This window comes from Aquabacterium sp. J223, assembly GCF_024666615.1.
GTDB lineage: Bacteria > Pseudomonadota > Gammaproteobacteria > Burkholderiales > Burkholderiaceae_C > J223.
Window position 1 is genome coordinate 2,991,891 of sequence record NZ_CP088297.1, and the last position, 22,177, is coordinate 3,014,067.

16 protein-coding genes and 1 pseudogene are annotated in these 22,177 nt (G+C 73.0%); 9 read left to right on the forward strand and 8 right to left on the reverse strand.

Going from position 1 to position 22,177, the window contains the following annotated elements:
• Positions 1-64 precede the first annotated feature (64 nt).
• The 4 genes from LRS07_RS14245 (at position 65) to LRS07_RS14260 (ending at position 4,125) form a co-directional block, all read left to right on the forward strand.
• A complete protein-coding gene (locus LRS07_RS14245) occupies positions 65-877 on the forward strand; it encodes a peptidylprolyl isomerase (protein WP_260498668.1) in 813 nt (270 codons plus the stop codon).
• A 16-nt stretch (positions 878-893) separates the two neighbouring features.
• Complete coding sequence (locus LRS07_RS14250; protein WP_260498669.1) at positions 894-1,856, forward strand: HupE/UreJ family protein; 963 nt, start codon at positions 894-896, stop codon at positions 1,854-1,856.
• Positions 1,857-1,957: 101 nt separating this feature from the next.
• A complete protein-coding gene (locus LRS07_RS14255; protein WP_260498670.1) occupies positions 1,958-3,166 on the forward strand; it encodes a hypothetical protein in 1,209 nt (402 codons plus the stop codon).
• Between the two features lie 128 nt (positions 3,167-3,294).
• Positions 3,295-4,125, forward strand: coding sequence for a trypsin-like serine peptidase (locus LRS07_RS14260; RefSeq protein WP_260498671.1), 831 nt, complete (start codon positions 3,295-3,297; stop codon positions 4,123-4,125).
• 64 nt (positions 4,126-4,189) lie between these two features.
• Here the strand turns inward: LRS07_RS14260 and LRS07_RS14265 are convergent, their stop codons facing one another.
• The 6 genes from LRS07_RS14265 to LRS07_RS14290 all read right to left on the reverse strand — a co-directional run bounded on the left by LRS07_RS14265 (position 4,190) and on the right by LRS07_RS14290 (position 12,598).
• Positions 4,190-6,115 carry a cytochrome c/FTR1 family iron permease gene (locus LRS07_RS14265; protein WP_260498672.1) on the reverse strand — a complete coding sequence of 642 codons (1,926 nt, stop codon included), beginning with the start codon at positions 6,113-6,115 and terminating at the stop codon, positions 4,190-4,192.
• Positions 6,112-7,413 (reverse strand): PepSY-associated TM helix domain-containing protein, encoded by a 1,302-nt coding sequence (locus tag LRS07_RS14270; protein WP_260498673.1) that lies wholly within the window; start codon positions 7,411-7,413, stop codon positions 6,112-6,114. Before LRS07_RS14270 ends, LRS07_RS14265 begins: the two co-directional genes overlap by 4 nt.
• Positions 7,414-7,488: 75 nt before the next feature.
• Positions 7,489-7,914 (reverse strand): hotdog fold thioesterase, encoded by a 426-nt coding sequence (locus LRS07_RS14275; RefSeq protein ID WP_260498674.1) that lies wholly within the window; start codon positions 7,912-7,914, stop codon positions 7,489-7,491.
• A 222-nt stretch (positions 7,915-8,136) separates the two neighbouring features.
• Entirely contained in the window at positions 8,137-9,312 is a 1,176-nt protein-coding gene (locus LRS07_RS14280; RefSeq protein WP_260498675.1) for a PepSY-associated TM helix domain-containing protein, read from the reverse strand.
• Between the two features lie 9 nt (positions 9,313-9,321).
• Positions 9,322-11,472, reverse strand: coding sequence for a TonB-dependent siderophore receptor (locus LRS07_RS14285; RefSeq protein WP_260498676.1), 2,151 nt, complete (start codon positions 11,470-11,472; stop codon positions 9,322-9,324).
• A gap of 160 nt (positions 11,473-11,632) precedes the next feature.
• Positions 11,633-12,598 carry a LysR family transcriptional regulator gene (locus LRS07_RS14290; RefSeq protein ID WP_260498677.1) on the reverse strand — a complete coding sequence of 322 codons (966 nt, stop codon included), beginning with the start codon at positions 12,596-12,598 and terminating at the stop codon, positions 11,633-11,635.
• 110 nt (positions 12,599-12,708) lie between these two features.
• Here LRS07_RS14290 and LRS07_RS14295 point away from each other — a divergent pair, with 110 nt between their 5' ends.
• From LRS07_RS14295 to LRS07_RS14305, 3 genes are read left to right on the forward strand one after another with little or no spacing between them, the layout of a single operon-like run.
• A complete protein-coding gene (locus LRS07_RS14295; protein ID WP_260498678.1) occupies positions 12,709-14,463 on the forward strand; it encodes a feruloyl-CoA synthase in 1,755 nt (584 codons plus the stop codon).
• A 10-nt stretch (positions 14,464-14,473) separates the two neighbouring features.
• Positions 14,474-15,568 (forward strand): Rieske 2Fe-2S domain-containing protein, encoded by a 1,095-nt coding sequence (locus tag LRS07_RS14300; protein ID WP_260498679.1) that lies wholly within the window; start codon positions 14,474-14,476, stop codon positions 15,566-15,568.
• A 40-nt stretch (positions 15,569-15,608) separates the two neighbouring features.
• The gene (locus LRS07_RS14305) at positions 15,609-16,583 is read left to right on the forward strand and encodes a Bug family tripartite tricarboxylate transporter substrate binding protein (RefSeq protein WP_260498680.1); all 975 of its coding nucleotides are present in this window, start codon (positions 15,609-15,611) and stop codon (positions 16,581-16,583) included.
• An 18-nt stretch (positions 16,584-16,601) separates the two neighbouring features.
• Here the strand turns inward: LRS07_RS14305 and LRS07_RS14310 are convergent, their stop codons facing one another.
• Positions 16,602-19,115 (reverse strand): DEAD/DEAH box helicase, encoded by a 2,514-nt coding sequence (locus tag LRS07_RS14310; protein ID WP_260498681.1) that lies wholly within the window; start codon positions 19,113-19,115, stop codon positions 16,602-16,604.
• A 233-nt stretch (positions 19,116-19,348) separates the two neighbouring features.
• Between LRS07_RS14310 and LRS07_RS22035 the strand changes: the two genes are divergently transcribed.
• A complete protein-coding gene (locus LRS07_RS22035; protein WP_409450647.1) occupies positions 19,349-20,893 on the forward strand; it encodes a methyl-accepting chemotaxis protein in 1,545 nt (514 codons plus the stop codon).
• Between the two features lie 68 nt (positions 20,894-20,961).
• Entirely contained in the window at positions 20,962-21,198 is a 237-nt protein-coding gene (locus tag LRS07_RS14325) for a hypothetical protein (RefSeq protein WP_260498682.1), read from the forward strand.
• 12 nt (positions 21,199-21,210) lie between these two features.
• On the opposite strand, the pseudogene LRS07_RS14330 reads toward LRS07_RS14325, so the two are convergent.
• Positions 21,211-22,177, reverse strand: a pseudogene (locus tag LRS07_RS14330) (magnesium and cobalt transport protein CorA).

A 22,177-nucleotide genomic window follows, 5' to 3' on the forward strand; every position in this document is an offset into this window, starting at 1 on the left:
GCGCGGCAACGCGCGGCGCCTTGTCGTTTGCCGTCTTCCATCCCCTGAGACCGCTCGCCCCACGATGTCCGTCCCCACCGAACCGATCCGTTCTCGCCATGCCTGGCTGCGCGAACCGCTGCTGCACTTCGCCGTCCTCGGCGCCCTGCTCTTCGGCATCGATGCCTGGATCGCCGGCCGCCAGGACGACCCGCGCGTCATCACGGTGGACGCCTCGGTGGACCAGGAGGCGCTGTCGGTCTTCCGCGGCGCGCGCGGACGCGACCCCGACGAGGACGAGCTGTACGCCCTGCGCCGCATCTGGCTGGACAACGAGGTGCTGTACCGCGAGGGCATCGCGCTGCAGATGGACAGGGGCGACAAGGCCATCCGCGACCGCGTCATCTTCAAGGCGCTGACCGCCGTCAACGCCGGGCTGCAGCTGCCGGCCGTCGACGACGAGTCGCTGCGCGCCTGGTTCGAGAAGAACCGGGCGCGCTACGACGAGCCGCCAAGGGTCGACTTCCTGGAGGCGGTGCTGTCCGGCGACGCCGCCGAGGCCGACGCCACCGCGCTGGCCGCACAGCTCAACGGCGGCGGCTCGGGCGACACCAACGCCGGCCTGCGCGTCTTCAAGGGACGGCCGCACGCCAACCTCGTGCAGAGCTACGGCGAGCCCTTCGCGCAGGCGCTGCAGGCGGCACCCGTCGGACGCTGGCAGGCGCTGCCGCAGGGCGGCGTCTGGCGGGTGGTGCAGCTGCAGGCGGTGACGCCGGCGAAGCCGGCCGACTTCGAGCCCCTGCGCGGCGTGGTGCTGCAGGACTGGAAGGACGCGGTGATGGCCGAGCAGCGCACGGCCGCCGGCGCGCGCTGGCCAGGAAGTACGAGGTGCGGGTGACGGCGGAGGCCGCGAAGTGACGGCGTCGCGCCTGTCGCTCGGGCTGCGCCTGTTTCTGCTCGGGCTGCTGGCCATCGGCCTGCGCGCCGCGACGGCGCACGAGATCAGCATGGCCGAGATGTCGCTGCAGCAGGCCTCGCCCACCGAGTTCCTCTGGCAGTGGACCGCCGGCAACCGCACCGGCGAGGCGGTGCTGCGGCCGCGCTGGCCGCAGGGCTGCGCCGACCAGGACGGCGTGCTGCGCTGCGGGCCCGACGGCCTCAGCGGCCGGCTCGGCATGGCGGGCGTCGGCCAGCGCTTCTCGGCCGTGCTGGTCAAGGTGACCTGGCTCGACGGACGCAGCAGCCTCTACACGCTGACGAAGGCGCAGCCCGAGGTGCAGGTGTTCAACGGCCCCGACGACCGCCGAGGCATGGGCGAGATCGCCACCGCCTATGCGGTGCTCGGCGTCGAGCACATCCTGGCCGGCATCGACCACCTGCTGTTCGTCATCGGCCTGCTGTTCCTGGTCGGCTTCAACCGGCGGCTGGTGGGCACCATCACCGCCTTCACCGCGGCCCACAGCCTCACGCTGGCGCTGGCCGCGCTCGGCCTGCTGACGCTGCGGCCACCGCCGGTGGAGGCCAGCATCGCGCTGTCCATCGTGCTGGTCGCGCGCGAGGGGCTGCACCGCGAGACGACGCTGTCGCGCCGCTGGCCGGCGCTGGTGGCTTTCCTCTTCGGGCTGGTGCACGGCCTGGGCTTCGCCGGCGCGCTGGAGCAGATCGGCCTGCCGCAGAACCACCTCGCCGTGGCGCTGCTGACCTTCAACCTCGGCGTCGAAGCCGGCCAGCTGCTGGTGGTCGCCGCCGCCTGGGCGCTGTGGAAGGTGCTGCCCGGCGCGTGGCGCCAGCGCGGCCGGGTGCCGGCGCTCTATGCCATCGGCGGCCTGGCCGCCTGCTGGGCCATCGAACGGGTGGGCGCGGTAGTGGCGGGCTGAGCCGCACCGACGTCCACACTCCTGGGGATGCCTCGCACCGGGGCCCGGGCGTCCAATCGGTCCCAAGGCTCCCGGCCCGGGAGCGAGGGAGGGACCCCGTCATGCGGCATGTCGGCCCAACATCCATCGCCCTGGTGGCGGCTTCGCTGTCGTGCGGCTGCACCATCGTCGGCAGCCAGCGGCTGCCACCGGGCGCCAGCGCCGGAAGCGGCGTGGCCTATGCGCTGCCCATGAGCCGCGTGCCGGTGGTGCTGTCCGCCCAGCAGGGCCAGATCATCCTGCGCGTGCTGACGCCCCGCGTGGTGCCCGACCCGGACCACCGCTACGTCGCGCAGCGGCAGTCCAGTCCCTTCGGCTCGGACCAGGTCACGATCACGGTGGACCCGGCCACCGGGTTCCTGACCTCCGTCAGCGCCGTGGGCAAGGACGAGACGCTGGTCGTCCTCGAGAAGCTGCTGCTGCCGAAGTCGACGCCGACGATGGAGCGGACCGAAGGCGCTGAAGAGCTGGCCAGCGCGGTGGTCGACCCGGCGAACGACGCCGAACTGAGGGCCGCCACGGAGGCGTTGAACGGATCGCTGATGACCTTCCTGCACCAGCAGGCGTCGTCCTGCACCCAGGGCAAGGCCGTCTGCGACGAGTACGCGGCCGTGCGCCGGCTCGCCCCCGTCATCCGCCTGGAGGGTCGCCCCGCCGGGCGGACCGCTGCGCCCGCCACGGCGCCCGCCGCGGAGGCCGCGTCGCCGGGCGCCGACTGCAGCGTCGGCATCTGCTACCGCCAGCCGCAACCCCATCTGCTGACGGTGGCGCTGGGCGGCATCAGCCGGTCGCTGGTGCTGCAGATCCCCAATGCCGCGCCGCTGGTGGCCGTGCCGCTCGAGCGGCATGCCTTCGTGACCACCACCCACACCCTGGCGTTCGAGCAGGGCACGCTGACGTCGGCGACCGTGGACCGGCCCAGCTCGGCGCTGGCGCTGGTCAACAGCCCGCTCGCCGCCGTCAGCGGCGTGCTCAGCAGCATCACCAAGCCGCTCAGCGAGGTGCTGAAGATCGACACCAGCGGCCAGTACGAAGCGAAGGCGGCGCAGGCGAAGTCGGAGGCCGACACGGCCAAGGCCAAGGCGGACGAGGCCAAGAAGGCAGGCGGCGACAAGCCGCCGGCCGCCGACCCCAACACCGCCCTGGCCACGCTGACCCTCGGCACGAGCCGATCCGTCGACACGCTTGTTGTCCCGACACCCCCAGCCGCCGCCAGCGGCCCCGCACCGCTGCTGTCCACACCGGGCTCGTCGGGCAGCGCCCGGAACTGACGGACCGGCGCCATGGCCCATCGCACCGCAGCGCGCTCGCCCGGCGCCGAGGAGGCGCCCCGCCGCGCCCGCACCAAGCCGGGGACCGACGCGCCGGTGCCCGCGGCCCCCTGAGCCGCCCGTCCTTCATGGTCGAGACCAACAACGGCGGCCGGGTGGAGGCGGTGCCGACGTTCGACACCGGCCGTGCGCTGGCGCAGGGCTTCGGCGGGGGACGGCTGCCGGAGCGCCTGCGCAGCGAGCACTTCGAGCGGGCGTCGAACCTCGAGTTCGCGATGCCGCAACTGGTCTGCGGCGAACGCGACGACCGCGTGCCCGTGCCCAACCCCGCCGCCCTGCCGTGGCGCTGCATCTGCCACCTGGTGATGCAGGGCATGCACTCGGTGGACGTCTTCGGCACCGGCTTCCTGGTCGGCCCGCGCACCGTCGTCACGGCGGGCCACAACCTGTTCAGCCACCAGGTGGGCCGCGGCCCGCGCAGCGTCATCGTGATTCCCGGCCGCACCGGCGACCAGGCACCGTTCGGGTTCTATGAAGCGCAAGCTGCCGACGTGCATCCGCAATGGCGCGCCGGCGCGTCGCGCGACCACGACTACGGCGTGGTCTGGCTCAAGGAGCCGATCGGGCAGCGCGTGGGCTGGTTCGGCACCGCCGTCTACGACGACGCGGCGCTGCAGCGGCTGGTGATCAACAACGCGGGCTATCCGGGCGACAAGCGCATCGGCACCCAATGGTTCAATGCCGGCCGGGTGCTCGGCACCGGCGCGCGCACGCTGGAGTACGGGCTGGACACCGCGGAAGGCCAGAGCGGCAGCCCGATCTTCCATCTCGACGCCCGCGACCAGCGCATCGTCGTCGCCATCCACGCCTACGGCTTGTGCCCGAAGAACTTCGGCATCCGCATCACGCCCGAGGTGTTCCGCCAGATCGGCGCCTGGGCGGGCACGGTGGGCGACTGACCGGCGCGACCTGCACCGCGCCACGCACCCGCCTGGGGCCGCCGGCCCTCCGGTCGGCGGCGTGTCAGGCGGCTTCGACCGCCGGCGCACGACGGCGCAGGTTCAGGCCGTAGCCGACCAGCACCACCAGCACCACCGTCAGCTGCGCCACCACGGTCTCCCGCGTGGGGAACAGGCCCAGCCAGTCGAGCCGCGGCAGCGAGGCCCAGGGGGTGACGTCGAACCAACCGGCTTCCTGCAGCGCCGCGACACCCTTGCCCGCAAGCACCACCGCCAGCACCGCGATCAGCGCCGAGCTCCAGGCGAAGAAGCGGCCGATGGGCAGGCGCGCGCTGGTGCGCAACAGGGCCCAGGCCAGCAGCGCCAGCAGCACCACGCCGGCGGCCAGCCCGGCCAGCAGCGCCTGGCCGCTGCCCTCCACCCACAGCGCCGAATAGAACAGCACCGTCTCGAACACCTCGCGGTAGACGGCCACGAAGGCCAGGGTGAACAGCGCCCACGCCGAGCGGCGCGACAGGGCGGCGGCCAGCGTGTCGCGCAGGTAGGCCTGCCATCGACCCGCCGCCGACTGGTGGTGCATCCAGACGCCCACGCCCAGCAGCACGGCGGCGGCGACCAGCGCGGCCACGCCCTCGGTGATCTCGCGGCTGGCGCCGCTGATGTCGACCAGCGTGGTGGCGGCCACCCAGGTCAGCCCGCCGGCGGCCAGGGCGCTGATCCAACCGGCGTGCACATAGGGCAGTGCCTCGTGCCGCTCGGCCTTGCGCAGGAAGGCCAGGATGCCGATCACCACCAGCAGCGCCTCGGCGCCCTCGCGCAGCAGGATGGTCATCGCCCCGAGGAAGACCGACCAGGTGTCGCCGCGGCCCGCGTCCAGCGCTTCGTCGGCGCGCCGCAGCAGCTCGTCCAGGCGCTGCACGCCGGCCGCCGCCTCGGCCGCGTCACCGCGGCCGACCGCGCTGCGGTAGGCGAGCATGCCCTCCTCCACCGCCGCCAGCAGCTCGGCGTGGCGCACCCGGAGGGCCGGCTCCACCGGCTCGAAGCCGTCGAGGTAGGCCGACAGCGCCTGCTTCATCGCACCGCCGCGGTCACCCGCCTGCAGGGCCGCCAGGCTCTGCTGCAGGCGCCGACGCGCCAGCGCCGTCCCCTGCGGGGTGCCGGCGGCCACCGCCTGCGGCTGCGCGCGCAGGTGCGCCAGCAGGTCGCGGGCCGGCTCGGCGCCGAGGGCCGGCGCCAGCGAGCGTTCGCTGGCGGCCGCCAGCGCGGCCAGGTCGGCCGGCCGCTGGGCGGCGGGCAGCGTCTTCGCGAGCTGCGCGCCGCGGGCGCGCATCGCCGCGTCGTGCGACAGCGTGCCGGCGAAGAAGGCCAGCGCCCACCGGTCGTCCTCCGACAGGGCGGCGAAGGCCGGCATCGAGGTGCCGGCCACGCCCTGCGTGATCGACTGGTACAGCGACTGAAGGCTGCGCTGCGACGCCCGTTCGCGGTCGGTGAAGGCCACCGGCGGCGGGTCCAGCCGGGCGGCGGCCGGCCCGTCGCCGGCGCCGGTGGCGCCATGGCAGGACGCGCACTGCTGCGCGTACAACGCCGCGCCGCGCGGCAGGTCCGGCGGCCGCCGCGGCGCCATCGGGATGGGATAGGCCTGCAGCAGCGCGGCGGCGAGCTGTTGGGCGCGGTCGGCAACCTGGTCGGGCGCCTGCCGGGCGGCGATGGCCTGGCGCAGCGCCGCGGCCTGCGCCACGAGCGCCGGCTGCTGCGGGGTGGCCGGCAGCCCGGAGATGCCGTCCTGCGCGCGCTGGGAGAACTCGCGCATCTCGTCGTACTCGGGCTCGCTGATCACCTTGCCGTCCGCCACCGCACCGGCGTAGTCGACGCCGACGTAGTCGAGCAGCTGCCAGACCTGGCGCACGGTGTCGTCGTGCGGTGCGGCCATGGCGGGCCAGGCCAGGCAGAACATCCAGGCCCACCACAGGCCCTGCAGCGCCCGCCTCATTTGGCCAGCACCGGGCCGGCCGGCGCCCGGCGCGACGCCTCGCGTGCCAGCGCCGCCATCCGGGCCGTGCGCTTGCGCCACCAGATGACCACGCCGGTGATGCTGAGCAGCGCCACCACCACGCCCATCACCGAGATGAGGATGCGCCCCGGCAGGCCGAGGATGCGACCCGAATGCAGCGGGAACTGCGCCTGCACGAAGATGTCCGCGGCGGTGCCGGTCCACGGCACCTTCTGGCCCAGCACCTCGCCGGTCAGGCCGTCGATGAACAGCCGCGTCGGGCCCGCGCCACCCACACCGTGGTCGTCTTCCGGCTTGAAGTAGCGCGCCTGGTAGATGCCGTAGCGGTCGGAGTAGGACAACGCGCCCAGCGGATCGAAACCGCGGCGCAGGCCCTCGGCACGGCCGATGTCGATCACCTGCTGCCAGGTCACGGTGGGTGTGATGGGCCGGTGCCGGTCGGCGGGCCGGCGCTGGTCGAAGGGCGTCGGCGTCACCTGCGAGACCTTGGACATCAGCGGGAAGAACACCTCGCGGTACAGGTTGAGCGAGAAGGCGGTGAAGGCCACGATGAACAGCAGCGCCCAGGTCCACAGGCTGACGGCGCGGTGCAGGTCGAAGTTGAGCTTGGTGCTGCCGCTGCCCCAGCGCACCTTCCACGCCGGCGACCAACGCGCCCACCAGCCCTTGCCGGAAGGCGGCACTGCGTCGCCGCCGACATCGTCGTCGCGACGGCGCGCGGCGCGACGCCGAGCCGGCAGCGTGAGGTAGAAGCCGACGAAGCAGTCCAGCGTCCACACCACCGCCACCACACCCAGCAGCCAGATGCCCCAGCGGTCGATGCCGAGGAACTCCGGCAGGTGCAGCGTGTAGTGCAGACGGTAGAGGAAGGAGACGACGTTCTCCTTGGTGACGGGCCACACCGCACCCCATTCGCGCCGGCCCAGTTCGTCGCCGGTGGCCGGGTCGAGGAAGACCTGGTTGAAGCCCGGCTCGAACAGCCGCCCGGTGGCCGGGTCCACCCGCGGCGTGACGAACACCGAGAACGAGTCTCCCGGCTCGGGCTGCAGCGGGAAGAAGCTGGCGCGCACCTGCGGATGGCGCTGCTCCACCCGCCGCACCAGTTCCAGCGCGGGCAGCGGCCGGCCCTCGGTGCGCGCGTGCATCAGCTCGGGGTTGATCCAGTCGTCCAGCTCGTGGTCCCAGGAGATGACCGCGCCGGTGAGGCCGCTGAAGACGAGGAAGGCGGCCATGAACAGGCCGGCCCAACGGTGGATGACGGTCCAGGCTTGGCGCATGCCAGGCTCCTCAAGTCGGAAGGCGACGGTGCCCGACCGGCGCCAGGTGCGAGGCTCCACGGTGCTGGGACCTCCTCACACCCCGGCCAGCACCGCCATCGTCAGACGCGACACGCAGGTCAGCCGCCCTTCGTCGTCGCGCAGGTCGATCTGCCAGACCTGGGTGCTGCGACCCAGGTGCACCGGGCGGGCGATGCCCTCCACCCAGCCGGTCTTCACCGCGCGCAGGTGGTTGGCGTTGATGTCCAGGCCGACCACCCGGCCGTCGCGCGGCTGGGTCAGCAGCGCGGCGCTGGAGCCCAGCGTCTCGGCCAGCACCACCGACACGCCGCCATGCAGCAGGCCCATCGGCTGGCGGGTGCGCTCGTCCACCGGCACCCGGCCGCGCACGAAGTCGTCGCCGACCTCGAGGAACTCGATGCCCAGGCGCTGCGGTGCGGTGTCGACATGCCATCGTGTCAGCAGTTCGGGCGAGGCGGGTTGTTTCCAGATCGTGGTCATGCGGGGGGCGCGCGGCGGAGCGCGGCGGAGCGGGTCGATCGCCCATGATGCGCCGGCCCCGCCACAGCCCCCACAGGCCGCAGGCGGCCGGCACGCCGAGCAGCGCCCAGGACAGCGCATCGAACCCGCCGTCGCCGACCAGGGCGGACACCAGCCCGACGGCCGAGGCGGCGCCGATCCCCGCGGGCCAACCCCAGACCTTCCAGTTCACGCCGGCGGCGGTCATCGCGAGGCCTCGCGCACGGCGACGTAGGCGGGCGCGCCGCCGGCCGCAGGCGCGTCGGCCAGATCCGCCAGCAGCGGACGTCGCGCGCGCCGCAGCCAGAGGTACAGGCCGCTGCCCAGCACGACGATGGTGAGCACGTCCAGCACCGCCCACAGCACCTGCATCGGCAGGCCGCCGTAATCGCCGAAGTGCAGCGGCTGCGACAGCAGCAGCGCGGTCAGGTACCAGGGCAGTTCGGGCGCGGCGGTGACCTCGGCGGTGCGCGCGTCGACCAGCACCGGCTGCAGCAGCCGTTGGGTCAGCGGCGTGTCGCCGCGCAGGAAGAAGGTGTGGTGGTGCGGGCTGGAGAAGGCGGTGCCGGGGAAGGCGATGAAGGACAGTTCGCGGCCGGGCACCTGCGCCAGCGCCGCGTCCAGCGAGCGCTGCAGCGACGCCCGCTCGGCGGGTGGCACCGGCGGCTGGCCGGCATAGGGCGCCATCAGCGCGGTCAACTGGTCGTGCTGCCAGTACTTGACGAGCAGGTCGGCCCAGGTGTTGACCATGCCGGTGGCGCCGACGACGAAGGCCCACACCAGCGTCACGATGCCCAGCAGGTTGTGCAGGTCCAGCCACCGGGTGCGCGGCGAGCGGTCGCGGCGCACGGTGCCGAAGTCCAGCCGGCGCATGAAGGGCGCGTACAGCACCACGCCGGAGACGATGGCGATCAGCAGCAGCAGCCCCATCAGGCCGAGGAACAGCTTGCCCGGCAGGCCCGCGAAGAGGTCGACGTGCAGCTTGAACATCACCCACATGAAGCCCTCGTCGAAGCGCGGCTGGGCCAGCACCTCGGCGCTGCGCCCGTCGACCGCCACCGAGCGGAAATCGTCGGTGGGCGCCGGCGTCGGCGTGAGGGTGAAGAACCAGACGTTGGCGTCGTCCTCGTCCTGCGAGGCGAACTGCACCACCCGGTCGGGATGCCGTGCCTGCGCGGCCGCCATCAGGCGGTCGACGCTGACGTGCGGCGTGCCGGGCGGCATCGGCGGCGCCTCCACCTCGGTGCCGAGCAGGTGCCCGATCTCGTGGTGGAAGATCAGCGGCAGGCCGGTCAGGCACAGCAGCAGCATGAACAGCGTGCACACCAGGCTGGACCACTTGTGCAGCCAGGCCCAGGCCTTGAGCGACGAGGCGGTCATCCCGGCGCCTCAGAAGCGGTAGGTGGCCGTGGCGACGACGTTGCGCCGGGTGCCGTACCAGCAGTCGCCGCGGTTCAGGCAGGTGCTGAAGTAGCGCTTGTCGCCCAGGTTGGAGGCGTTGAGCGCGAGCCGCCAGTCGCCGCTGTCGTAGGCCAGCATGGCGTCGATCAGGGCCACCGACGGCACCGGCGGCCCGACGAGGCCGTCCTGCCGGTCGGTGAAGTCGCCCATCCAGCGCACGCCGGCACCGACCGAGAAGCCGGGCAGCCCGGCCAGCGCGAAGCGGTACTTCGTCCACACCGCCGCCTGGTGACGCGGAAGCCCTTCGAGCTGGTCGTCCAGGTCGGTGCGGTTGTAGTGGGCGATGAGGTCGAGGTCGCGCGTCAGGCTGCCGCGCGCTTCGAGCTCGACGCCGCGGGTCTTGGTCTGCCCGAGCTGGTTGTAGACGTTGGGCTGCGGCGTGTTGATGCGGTTCTTCTCCCGCAGGTCGTAGGCGGCGACGTTGAAGGCCAGCGCGCGGCCCGCGGGCTCGACCTTGACGCCGACCTCCCACTGCTCGCCCCGCAGCGGCCGGAACGACTGACCCGCCAGGTTGGCCTGCGGCGTGAACGACTCGCTGTAGCTGACGTAGGGGCTCCAGCCGTTGTCGAAGGCGTGCATCAGGCCCAGGCGCTTGGAGGTGGCGCTGGCCTCCTCGTCGGGACGGCCGGCCGTCTCGTTGGTCACGCGGTCGTGGCGCAGGCCGGCGACGACGATCCACCGCCGATGGATCTTCATCTGGTCCTGCAGGTACAGGCCGGTCTGCTTCAACGTGTTGAGCGGCCGGTCGGTCAGCGTGGGCACCGGCACCGCCGGGTAGACGGGGTTGTAGGCGTCGACCGGCGGCACGTTGCCGCCCATGCTGGTCGGCAGGCCGATGCCGGTGGCCTGGCGCGTCTTGAAGCGCGACAGGTCCAGGCCGGCCAGCAGCCGGTGCTCCACGGCGCCGGTGTCGATGCGGCCCTCGACGTGCTGGTCGGCGTTGACGGTGTCGAGCTGGGTCCTCTCGGCATAGTAGAAGCGGTCGATGAGCCGCTTGTTGCCGGGGTCGGCCGCCCAGTCGCCCGGCACGGTGAAGGAGTCGCCGTAGGCGCTGAGGTAGTCGACCCGGTTGCGCGCCCAGCGCAGGTTCTGGCGCAGCGTCCAGGCCTCGTTCAGCCGGTGCTCGAACAGCCAGCCCAGCGTGCGGCGCTCGGTGTCGTAGTGGTCGCCGGGCTGGCCGATGAAGGCGTTGCTGGGCACCGGGCCGGCGGGACTGGGCAGCAGCGTGCCGATCCAGGGCAGGAACTGCGAGGTGGACCCGCTGCGGTCGTCCTGGTAGAGCGCCTGCAGCGTCAACGAGGTGGCCGCGTTCGGCCGCCAGGTCAACGACGGCGCGAGCAGCCGGCGGTCGTCGCGCACCTGGTCGACCTGGGTGTCGGACACCCGGCCCACGGCCACCAGCCGGTACAGCCATTCGCCGTCGGCGGTCAGCGGGCCGGTGAGGTCGGCCTGCAGTTGCCGGCGGCCGAAGCTGCCGACCTGCAGTCCCACCTCGCCCTGACGCTCGGCCAGCGGCCGCTTGCTGACGAGGTTGACGACGCCGCCGGTGGAGCCCTGGCCGAACAGCATGGCCGACGGGCCGCGCAGCACTTCCAGGCGCTCCAGCGTGTACAGCTCGGTGCGCCCGTTGGAGGTGTAGTAGCCGTTGGTCTTGCGCAGGCCGTCGAGGTACTCCACCGGGAAGGCGCCGCGCACCCGCACGGTGTCGGTCCGCGAGTCCAGCCCGTAGGCATCCGACCGCACGCCGGCGGCATAACCCAGCGCGTCCTGCGTGTTGGTGGCGCCCTGGTCGACGATCTGGTCGCGGGTGATCACGGTCACCGCCTGCGGCGTCTCCGACAGCGGGGTGTCGGTCTTGGTGGCGCTGGCCGCGCGCCGGGCGCGGTAGCCCTGCACCGGGCCGGTGGCCGTCTCGCGCTCGGCGCGGGCACGGGCGCGCACGACCGGCAGCGCGCCCTCCTCGGCGGCGGGAACGGCCGGGACGACGGCGGGCGCGGCGCCCTGGGCGGCGGCGTGAAGCGGTGCCAAGGCCGCGCCAAGGGCGGCGCCGGCGCACAGCAGCGGACGGATGGACAGCACGTGCTCTCTCCTTGCAGGAGCTGGAACGCACGGGCTGGCGGGGAGCGGGCTGGCGCGGGGTGGGCAGGTCAGCGGCCGATCGGTCCGCTGGGTTCGAAGGCGGCTTGGGGCCGCAGCCTCCGCAGTGTACTGCGAATCATTCGCATCGGGATGCGACGGCTCACGGCTTTTCGGGACGCAGCCGGCCGTACAGCCGGCGCTCCATCACCATCCAGTCGTCGCGTTCGTCGTTGAACAGCCGCGCGACCTGCGCCTGGAGCCAGCGCAACGCCGGGTCGCGGTGGGACCGTCGGTGCCAGTACTGCTGCACCGGGAAGAAGGGCGGATCGAACGGCAGCCGCGCCACGCTGACCATGCCGGCATCCGCATAGCGTGCCGCCGTCGCCAGCGGCACGCTGGCCACCAGGTCGCTGCCCTCGACGATCACCGGCAGGCTGAGGTGGTGCGGCGTGCGCAGCACGATGCGCCGCTCCACGCCCTCGCGTTCCAGGAACTGCTCGAACAGCTCGTTGGAGCGTGACGGCGAGGCGACGACCGCATGGCCGAGTTCGAGGTAGGTGGCCAGGGTCAGCCGGCGTCGCAGCGCGGGGTGTCCCCGCCGCAGCATCGCCGCGTAGGTGTGGGTCAGCAGGCGCTGCTGGTAGAAGGGCCCCGACGACAGGTCGGGGAAATAGCCCAGCGCGAGGTCGACCTTGCCCGACTCCATCGCCTCGCGCAGCGAGCCGCGTGCCCACGACTCGCTGCGCAGGGTCACGCCGGGCGCCGCCGTCTGCAGGTGCGCCAGCAGCCGCGGCAGGAAGACGATCTCGGCCACGTCGGCCATCGCCAGGCGGAACTCGGCGCGCGCAGTGCCGGGCTCGAACACCGGCTGTTCCAGGATGTCGGCCTGGACCTGCGCGAGCACCGCCCGCGCGGTCTCCACCATGGCGGCCGCGCGCGGGGTCGCCTCCATGCCCCGGCTCGTGCGCACGTACAGCGGATCGCCGACCTGGCGGCGCAGCCGGGCCAGCGCGGTGCTGAAGCCGGACTGGCTCATGTCCAGTTCCTGCGCGGCGCGGGTGACGTTGCGGGCGGCGTCGAGGGCCACCAGCACACGCAGCAGGTTGAGGTCGAACGCGACGTCCATCGTTGCAGCAGATAGTAATCCTCCGATGGCATGGATTGGCCGATGGTGCACGGCCGCCTAGTCTTCGCCCATCGCCCGCGGACGACGGGTGGACGAAGGAGACGACAGCCTTGGACACCCGCGCACGCCGTCTTTCGCTGGCAGAGCCCGAACTGGCCGTGGAGCGCCGGCGCGACGGCTCGATGGTGCTGCGCTCACCGCAGCCGCTGGGCCTCCCGGAGCGCTGCGTCGGCGACTGGCTGACCCGCTGGGCGGCCGCGACGCCCGACCGCGTCTTCCTGGCCGAACGGCGCGACGGCGCCTGGTTCGAACTGCCCTACGCCCGGGCACTCGACGAGGTGCGCCGGCTGGCGCAGGGCCTGCTGGACCAGGGCCTGGGGCCCGACGCCCCGTTGATGGTGCTGTCGGACAACAGCGTCGAGCACGCGCTGATCGCGCTGGCCGCCATGCACGTCGGCGTGCCGGTGGTGCCGGTGTCGCCGGCCTACTCGCTGTCGAGCAGCGACCACGCCAAGCTGCGGCAGGTCGCCGAGCTCATCGCCCCCGGCCTGGTGTACGCCGACGGCGCGCGCTTCGCGCCGGCGTTGGCGGCCCTGCGGCGCCCGGTGGCCGACGTCACCGTGCTGCGGCGGCGGCCGCCCACGACGGCCGTCGACGAGGCGCACGCCCGGGTCGGGCCGGACACGGTGGCCAAGGTGCTGCTCACCTCCGGCTCCACCGGCACGCCGAAGGGCGTGATCAACACCCAGCGCATGCTGACCACCAACCAGCAGCAGGCCCGGCAGGTCTGGCCCTTCGTGCTGGAACAGCCGCCGGTGCTGGTCGACTGGCTGCCCTGGAACCACACCTTCGGCGGCAACTTCAACCTCCACCTGGTGCTGGCCAACGGCGGCACCTTCTACATCGACGGCGGCAAGCCGGTGCCCGGCCTCATCGACCACACCCTGGCCAACCTGCGCGAGGTGGCGCCGACGATGTACTTCAACGTGCCCCGCGGCTTCGACCTGCTGCTGCCCGTGCTGGAGCAGGACGAGGCGCTGCGCCGGCGGTTCTTCTCCCGTTGCGGCTTCCTGCTCTACGCCGGCGCCGCCCTGCCCGAGCACCTGTGGCGGCGCCTCGCCGCCATGGCCAAGGCCGAGCGCGGCGAGGACGTGCTGCTGGCCTCCTCCTGGGGCTCGACGGAGACCGCGCCGCTGGTGGTGGCGGTGCACGCGCCGGTGGCCGAACCCGGCATCGTCGGCCTGCCGGTGCCCGGCTGCGAGCTGAAGCTGGTGCCGTCCGCCGGCAAGCTGGAGGCACGCGTGCGCGGGCCGCAGGTCACGCCGGGCTACTGGCGACGTGACGACCTCAGCGCGGCCGCCTTCGACGACGAAGGTTTCTACCGCATGGGCGACGCGCTGCGCTTCGCCGATGCCGGCCAGCCCGCGCGCGGGCTGGTGTTCGACGGCCGCATCGCCGAGGACTTCAAGCTGCGCACCGGCACCTGGGTGCACGTGGGGGCGCTGCGCACGCGGCTGCTGGCCGCCGCCGACCCGCTGGTGCAGGACGCGGTGATCGCCGGGCATGACCGGGACGAAGTCGGCGCCCTGCTCTTCCTGAACCCCGCGCGGGTGGACGGCCTGTCGCCGACGCAGGTGCACGACCACCTGGCCCGGGCGCTGACCCGGCTGAACGCCGGCGGCGGCAGTTCGGTGCGCATCGCCCGCGCACGGGTGCTCGCCGAGCCGCCCCGCATCGCCCTCGGCGAGATCACCGACAAGGGCTACCTCAACCAGCGCGCCGTGCTGCAGCACCGCGCCGACGACGTGACCCGCCTCTACGACGACGCCGACGCCGACCTCATCCGGCCCGCGGCGTCCGACTGACCGCCTTCCCATGACCACCTACCTGCGCAACACCTGGTACATCGCCGCCTGGGACGACGAGGTCGCCCCCGGGGCGACCCTCGCCCGGCGCCTGCTCGACGAGCCGATCGTCTTCTACCGCGATGGCGACGGCCGGCCCCAGGCGCTCGCCAATCGCTGCCCGCACCGCTTCGCGCCGCTGCACCTCTCGCGGGTCGTCGACGGCCGCCTGCAGTGCCGCTACCACGGGCTGGAGTTCGACGGCAGCGGCGCCTGCGTGCGCAACCCGCAGGGCGACGGTGCCATCCCGCGCAGCGCCAGGGTGAAGTCCTACCCGGTGGTCGAGCGCCACGGCGCGCTGTGGATCTGGATGGGCGAGCCGGCGCGGGCCGATCCGGAGCGCATCCCCGACTTCAGCAGCATGGACCCGGCCAAGCGCATCGTCGGCCGCGACTACCTGAACGCGCGCGCGAACTACATGCTCGAGGTCGACAACATCCTCGACCTCAGCCACATCGAGTTCCTGCACGACTCCAGCCTGGGCAGCGACGCGGTCAAGTCGGCCGAAACCTCCGTCGAACAGGTCGGCCACACCGTCTACTCCAAGCGGCTGACGCGCAACGAGCGCCTGACCGAGGCGCTGGAGCGGCAGTACGGCATCGCGCCGGGCACGCTGCTCGACCGCTGGCTGGACACCCGCTGGGACGCGCCGGGCAACATGGAGCTGTGGGTCGGCCAGGCGCCGGCCGGCAGCCCGGACCCGCGCGCCGTGGGCAAGCGGGTGCCGTTCCAGCACCTGTTCACCCCGGAGACCGCCACCACCACCCACTACTTCTTCGCCACCAGCTACCCGCTGCGCATGGGCGAGGAGGGCCAGCGGCGTGCACAGGCCGACATCCGCTTCCTGCGCGCGCCCTTCGAGACGGAGGACCTGCCGATGCTCGAGGCCCAGCAGTCGGCCATGGGCGACGCCGAATTCTGGTCGCTCAAGCCGGTGCTGCTGCCGGGCGACGCGGCCGGCGTGCGCGCCCGCCGGGTGCTCGAAGGCCTGATCAGGGCCGAGCAGGCCGCCGCGGCGACCACCCCCTCCCCCGCGACCACGGCCGCCGCCACGCGGCCCGCCTGACGTCCCTTCCCGTTCCCACCACCAACACAAGGAGACCCCGATGAACCGCCGCCGTCACATCGTGCTCGCAGGCCTCGGCCTCGCGGGCCTGCCGCTCGCCGGCACCGCCCTGGCCCAGGGCAAGCCCATGCGCATCGTCGTCGGCTTCCCGGCCGGCGGCTCGTCGGACGCTCTGGCGCGCCTGCTGGCGGAAGCGCTGCGCACCCGCATCGACGCGCCGGTGCTGGTGGAGAACCGCGCCGGCGCGGGCGGGCGGCTGGGCATCGAGGCGGTCAAGGCGGCGGAGGCCGACGGCAGCGTCATGCTGATCACGCCGAACCCGATGATCACCATGTACCCCCACCTCTACAAGCGGCTGGCGTACGACCCGCAGAAGGACCTGGTGCCGGTGGGGCGCCTGGCCACCTTCCCGCTGTTCATCGGCGTCGGCCCCAGCGTGCCGGCCTCGGTGAAGAACATCAAGGACCTGATGCAGTGGTTCAAGGCCAACCCCGACAAGGCGTTCTACGGCACGCCCGGCCCGGGCAGCACGCCGCACTTCATCGGCATGATGCTGGGCAAGGCCGCCGGCGTGCCGCTCACGCACGCCGCCTACAAGGGCGACGCGCCGGCCATCCAGGACCTGCTCGGCGGCCAGATCGCGATGAGCGTGAACACCCCGGCCGCGCAGCTGCCGCACGTGCCCGGCGGTCGGCTGCGGGTGCTCGCGACGACCGGTGCCCAACGGTCGCCGCAACTGCCGGACGTGCCGACGCTGGTCGAGTCCGGCTTCAACATCGTCACGCGCGACTGGTTCGGCGCCTTCGTGCCCGCCGCCACGCCGGCGCCGGTGGTGCAGCGGCTGCAGGCCCAGGTCCGAGAGGCGTTGAACACGAAGGAGGTGCAGGACGGCCTGGCCAAGCTGCAGCTGCAAGCCAACTTCGCGCCGCCGCAGGAGTTCGCCCGCCTGATCCGCGAGGACACCGAACAATGGGGCCCGGTGATCCGCGAGTCCGGCTTCACGCCGGACGACTGACGCGCGGGACCGGCGCCCTCACCCCTCCAGCGGGGCCAGCAGCCGGTCCAGGTCCTCGGCGCTGAACTTGACGGCGCCCTCGGCGTCGCGGCCGAGCACCGCCTCGGCCAGCGCCGACTTGCGCTGCTGCAGCGCCAGGATGCGCTCCTCGATGCTGCCCTCGGCCACCAGCCGGTAGACGAACACCGGCCGGTCCTGGCCGATGCGGTGCGCGCGGTCGCTGGCCTGGCGTTCGGCGGCCGGGTTCCACCACGGGTCGAGGTGGATCACGGTGTCGGCGGCGGTGAGGTTGAGGCCGACGCCGCCGGCCTTCAGGCTGGCCAGCAGCACCGGCTCGTGCTCACGCGACTGGAAGCGCGCGACCAGCGCGCCGCGCTCGGCCGGCGGCGTGTCGCCGGTCAGCACCAGGTGCGGCAGCGACCAGTCGTGCAGCGCGCGGCCGACCAGGCCCAGCAGTTCGGTGAACTGGCTGAACACCAGCACCCGGCGGCCCTCCTCCACCAGCGCGGGCAGCATGTCGTGCAGCAGGTCGAGCTTGGCGCTGCCCGCATCGGTCTGGCCGGCGGGCCCCTTGACCAGCCGCGGGTCGCAGCACACCTGCCGCAGCTTGAGCAGCGCGTCGAGGATGGCGATCTGCGACCCGGCGAACGCCTTGCGTTCGAGCACCCGGCGCACCTGCTCGTCGGCGGCCAGGCGCACGCTTTCGTAGAGGTCGCGCTGGGCGCCTTCCAGCCGCACCCGGCGCAGCACCTCGGTGCGCGGCGGCAGCTCGGTGGCGACCTCGTCCTTGGCCCGGCGCAGGATGAAGGGCCGCACCCGCTGCGCCAGCAGCTGCGCGCGCAGCGTCTCGCCGCCGTTCTCGATCGGCCGCCGCCACTGGCGGTTGAACTGCCGCTCGCTGCCGAGGAAGCCGGGCATCAGCCAGTCGAAGTGGGCCCACAGCTCGCCCAGGTGGTTCTCCAGCGGCGTGCCGGTGACGCACAGGCGGTGGCGGGTCTGCAGCCGTCGCAGCGCGGCGGCGGCCCGGCTGCCGGCGTTCTTCACCGTCTGCGCCTCGTCCAGCACCACCAGGTGCCAGGGCTGCGCCGCCAGCGCCTCGATGTCGCGCCACACCAGCGGGTAGGTGGTGATGACCAGGTCCTGTTCGGCGGCCTGCGGCAAGGTCGCCTGCCGCTGGGCACCGTGCAGCACCAGCGTGCGCAGCGTCGGCGCGATGCGCGCCGCCTCGGCCCGCCAGTTGGCCATCAGCGAGGTGGGCAGCACCACCAGCACCGGCCGGTCCAGCCGGCCGGCCTGCTGCTCGACCAGCACGTGGGCCAGCACCTGCGCCGTCTTGCCCAGGCCCATGTCGTCGGCCAGGATGCCGCCCAGCCGGTGCTCGCGCAGGTGCTGCAGCCAGGCCAGTCCCTGCCGCTGGTACGACCGCAGCGTCAGGCCCAGGCCGGGCGGCGGCGGCACCTCGGCCGGCGCGCCGGCCTCGCGCAGGCGCTGCGCCAGCGCGGCCAGGCCGGCCTCGCCCTGCAGCTGCCAGGCGCCGTGCTCGCCGGCGCGCTCGGCCATGGTGTCGGCCAGGCCGGCGCGCAGGGCGTCCAGCCGGTGCGCCTCCAGCGTGGACAGCAGCAGCGGCCCGCCGTCGGCGGTGCGCTGCGGGTCGGTCAGCAGGTCGACCATGGCGCCGACGATGGCCTTCAGCGGCGCGGCCGGCGCCTCGAGGCGGCGGCCGCCCGGCGCGCGCAGGTGGACGATGGCGCCGTCGGGGATGGACTTCACTTCGCGGGCGTCCAGCCAACGGGCGTCGCGCTTGATCAGGTCGGCCAGCAGGGGCACCAGGTCCAGCGTCTCGCCCTCGACGTCGACACCCAGGCTCAGGCGCCAGCTGCCCTCCTGGTGCGGCTGGCGCAGCGCGCGCAGGGCCGGCGCGGACTGGGCCCATTCGGCCGGTTCGCGGCCCTGCTCGTCGCCGGTGGCCGCATCGACCAGCAGCCGCCAGCGGTCCACCGGCAGGCTCTCGTGCGCAAAGCCCGGCCGCACCACCACCTGCCAGCCCTGCGCCTGCAGCCGCGGCACCTGCTCGGCCCAGAAGTCGGCGAAATGCGCCTCCTCGGCCAGGCTCCACAGCGGGCCGAGGCCCTCGGCCGCTTCCGGGCCGCGCCACTGCAGCGCCTCCATCGGCAGCGGCTTCAGGCCGCTGGCCCACAGCGCGTCGCGCGCATCCGCCTCGGCCGACGGGTCACGCTGCAGCAGCACGCGGGCGTTCCAGGCGCCGCGCAGCACCTCGGTCGTGGCGCGCGGCCGGGTGGCGAGGACCTTGGTCGGCGCCGGCCCTTCCCAGTTCAGGCCCTGCGCGGTGGCGTAGGTCCAGTGCGCCTGCGCCACCGTGACCTGGGCGCCGCGCGGGCCGAACCCCGGCGCCGCGCGCAGCCCGAGCAGGCCGTCGCCGCGGGTCAGCGTCTGCAGGGTCAGCCGGGGGCGGAAGTGGCCCGGGACGGGGGTGTCGGGGCCGGGTTCGGGACGGCGCTGGCCGGAAGGCATCGGCGGATTGTCGCGGCGGCCCGGGCGGCCGCCCGACGGCCCGGCCGCCCGCACCGGCCGCGACGCCCGACGCGCGGTGTGTGGGGGATCCTTGATTTCGGTCATCCCCCGGGGCAGTCCCACCTCAACCCGGCACCGCCGAGTGACGAAACCGGGACACCTCGCCGCATCTTGTTTGGTGAATGCAGCCTCCACCGACCACGTTTTGAAAGGAAGTCGTGAAAAACGCCCAGATGAAGTTCGCCACCAAGCTCGCCCTCGCCTTCACTGCCCTGGTGGTCATGACGGTGCTGGTGAGCGGCTTCGCCATCACCCGCCTCGCCTCGGTCAACGCCGACACGGTGGAGATCGCCGAGAGCTGGCTGCCCAGCATCAAGGTGCTCGGTGAAATCCGCACCTATGCCAACCAGCAGCGCCGTGCCGAAGGCGATCACCTGCTGAGCGCCACGCCGGAGGAGATGACCGAGATTGAGCAGCGAGTGCGCGAGATTGCCGCCAAGCTGGACGAGCGTCGTAAGCACTACGAGCCCTTGATCGCCAACGCGGACGAACAGGCGGGCTACGAACGCTACAAGGAGAAGCTGGCCGCCTACCGGACCGCCCGCGCGAAGCTGTTCGAACTTTCCCGCAAGGGCGACGCCGCGGAGTCGCGGCACTTCTTCCGCAACGAGTCGCGCACCGCCTTCAACGCGATGGTGGCTGAACTGGGCGGGTTGGTCGACATCAACGTCAAAGGCGCCGACGACGTCGCCGCGCGCTCAAAGACAACCTACGCCGCCGCCGTGCGCTGGACCGTCGGCATCATGCTGGCGGCCGTGCTGATCGCCGTCGCGGTCGCCGTCGGCATCCTGCGCGGCGTGAAGAAGACGCTGGGCGGCGAGCCCGCCGAAGCCGCCGCGCTGGCGCAGCGCGTCGCCGAGGGCGACCTGAGCGTGGCCATCCACACCGCGCCGGGCGACACGGCCAGCCTGCTGGCCTCGCTCAAACGCATGCAGGACAGCCTGTCGGCCATCGTCTGCGACGTGCGGGCCAACGCCGAAGGCGTGGCCACCGCCTCGGCGCAGATCGCCCAGGGCAACGCCGAGCTGAGCGGCCGCACCGAGGAGCAGGCGAGCTCGCTGCAGCAGACCGCCGCGTCGATGGAGCAGCTGGGCTCCACCGTGCGCCAGAACGCCGACAACGCGGCCCAGGCCAACCAGCTGGCCAGCGGTGCTTCCAGCGTCGCCGAACAGGGCGGCGCGGTGGTCGGCGAGGTGGTCGCCACCATGCGCGAGATCGACGAGTCGGCGCGCCGCATCGCCGACATCATCGGCACCATCGACGGCATCGCCTTCCAGACCAACATCCTGGCGTTGAACGCCGCGGTGGAAGCGGCCCGCGCCGGCGAGCAGGGCCGCGGCTTCGCCGTGGTCGCCAGCGAGGTGCGTTCGCTGGCCCAGCGCAGCGCCAGCGCGGCCAAGGAGATCAAGGCCCTCATCTCCACCAGCAGCGAGCGCGTCGAGCGCGGCAGCGTGCAGGCCGCCCAGGCCGGCGAGAAGATGACCGAGATCGTCGCCGCCATCCGCCGCGTCACCGACCTGATGGGCGAAATCAGCTCGGCCTCGCAGGAGCAGAGCAGCGGCGTCTCGCAGATCGGCGAGGCCGTCGGCCAGATGGACCAGGTGACGCAGCAGAACGCCGCGCTGGTCGAGGAAAGCGCCGCCGCCGCCGACAGCCTGAAGTCGCAGGCGGCCAAGCTGGTCGACGCGGTGGCGGTGTTCCGCCTCGCCCGCGGCTGACGCAGCCTTCCAGCAAGGGGCGGGCGGGCGGCTATGCTGCCCGCCCGCCCTCATCGCTTTGCGGCCCCGTGAAAACCTACGACATCGAAGTGCAGCGCCTGAAGTCCGCCCGCCACGACAAGGGCGTGATCGAGCTGGGCACCGACCTGCTGGTGCAGCCGCGCACGCCGCGCGACGAGGACGATGCCGGCAGCCGGCTGCGCATCCCGGTCGAGCATGCGCGCACGCTGCTCATCCTGCTCAAGCAGCAGATCGCCGAACTGGACAAGCTGCAGCCGCGCAGCCGGCGGTCGGGCCGCTGCTGAGCGGGCGCCGGTTCAGAGCCAGCCGACGCGGCGGAAGCGCCAGTACAGCAGGCCCGCCGCACCGGCGATGGCGCCCAGCGCGGCCGGGTAGCCGTAGGCCCACTTCAGCTCCGGCATGTGCTCGAAGTTCATGCCCCAGATGCCGGCCAGCGCGGTGGACACACCGAAGATGGCGGCCCAGGCGGCCAGCCGCTTGGTGGTCTCCGACTCCTCGATGGTGACCATCGACAGGTTGACCTGGATGGCGGTGCCGATGGTGTCGCGGATGCCGTCGATGGCGGTGTTGATGCGCGTGAGGTGGTCGTGCACGTCGCGGAAGTACTCCTGCGTGCTGGCGCACACCGCCGGGACGCGACCCCCGTGCAGCTTGCCGGCCACCTCCACCAGCGGCGCGACCGCATGGCGCAGCACCGAGGCACGGCGCTTGAGCGCGTACAGCCGCTCGATGTTCCAGCGCGCGGCGCCGGGCTCGAAGATCTGCGCCTCGATGGTCTCCAGTTCGGTCTCGATGGTGTCCAGCAGCGGGAAGTAGCGGTCGACCACCGCATCGAGCAGCGCATAGAAGACGAAGCCGGCACCGTGGCGCAGCAGCTCGGGCTCCCGCTCGCAGCGCTCGCGCACGCCGAGGAAGCCCCTGCCGGCTGCCGTTGCGCACGGACAGCACGAAGTTGGGGCCGACGAAGATGGCCACCTCGCCGACGTGCACCTCGCCCTGCTCGAGCGCCAGCAACTTCAGCACGACGAAGACGGTGTCGCCGTATTCCTCCAGCTTCGGCCGCTGGTGACCGTGGCGCGCGTCCTCGACGGCCAGGTCGTGCAGTCCGAACTCGCGCTGCATCTGCTGCAGCTCCTCGTCGGTGGCGTCGCGCAGCGCCACCCACACGAAACAGTCCGGTCGGCTGACGTGCTCGCTGATGTCCTCGACGGCGATGTCGGCGAGCTTGCGACCGTCCTGGTAGGCAACACAGTTGACCAGCAT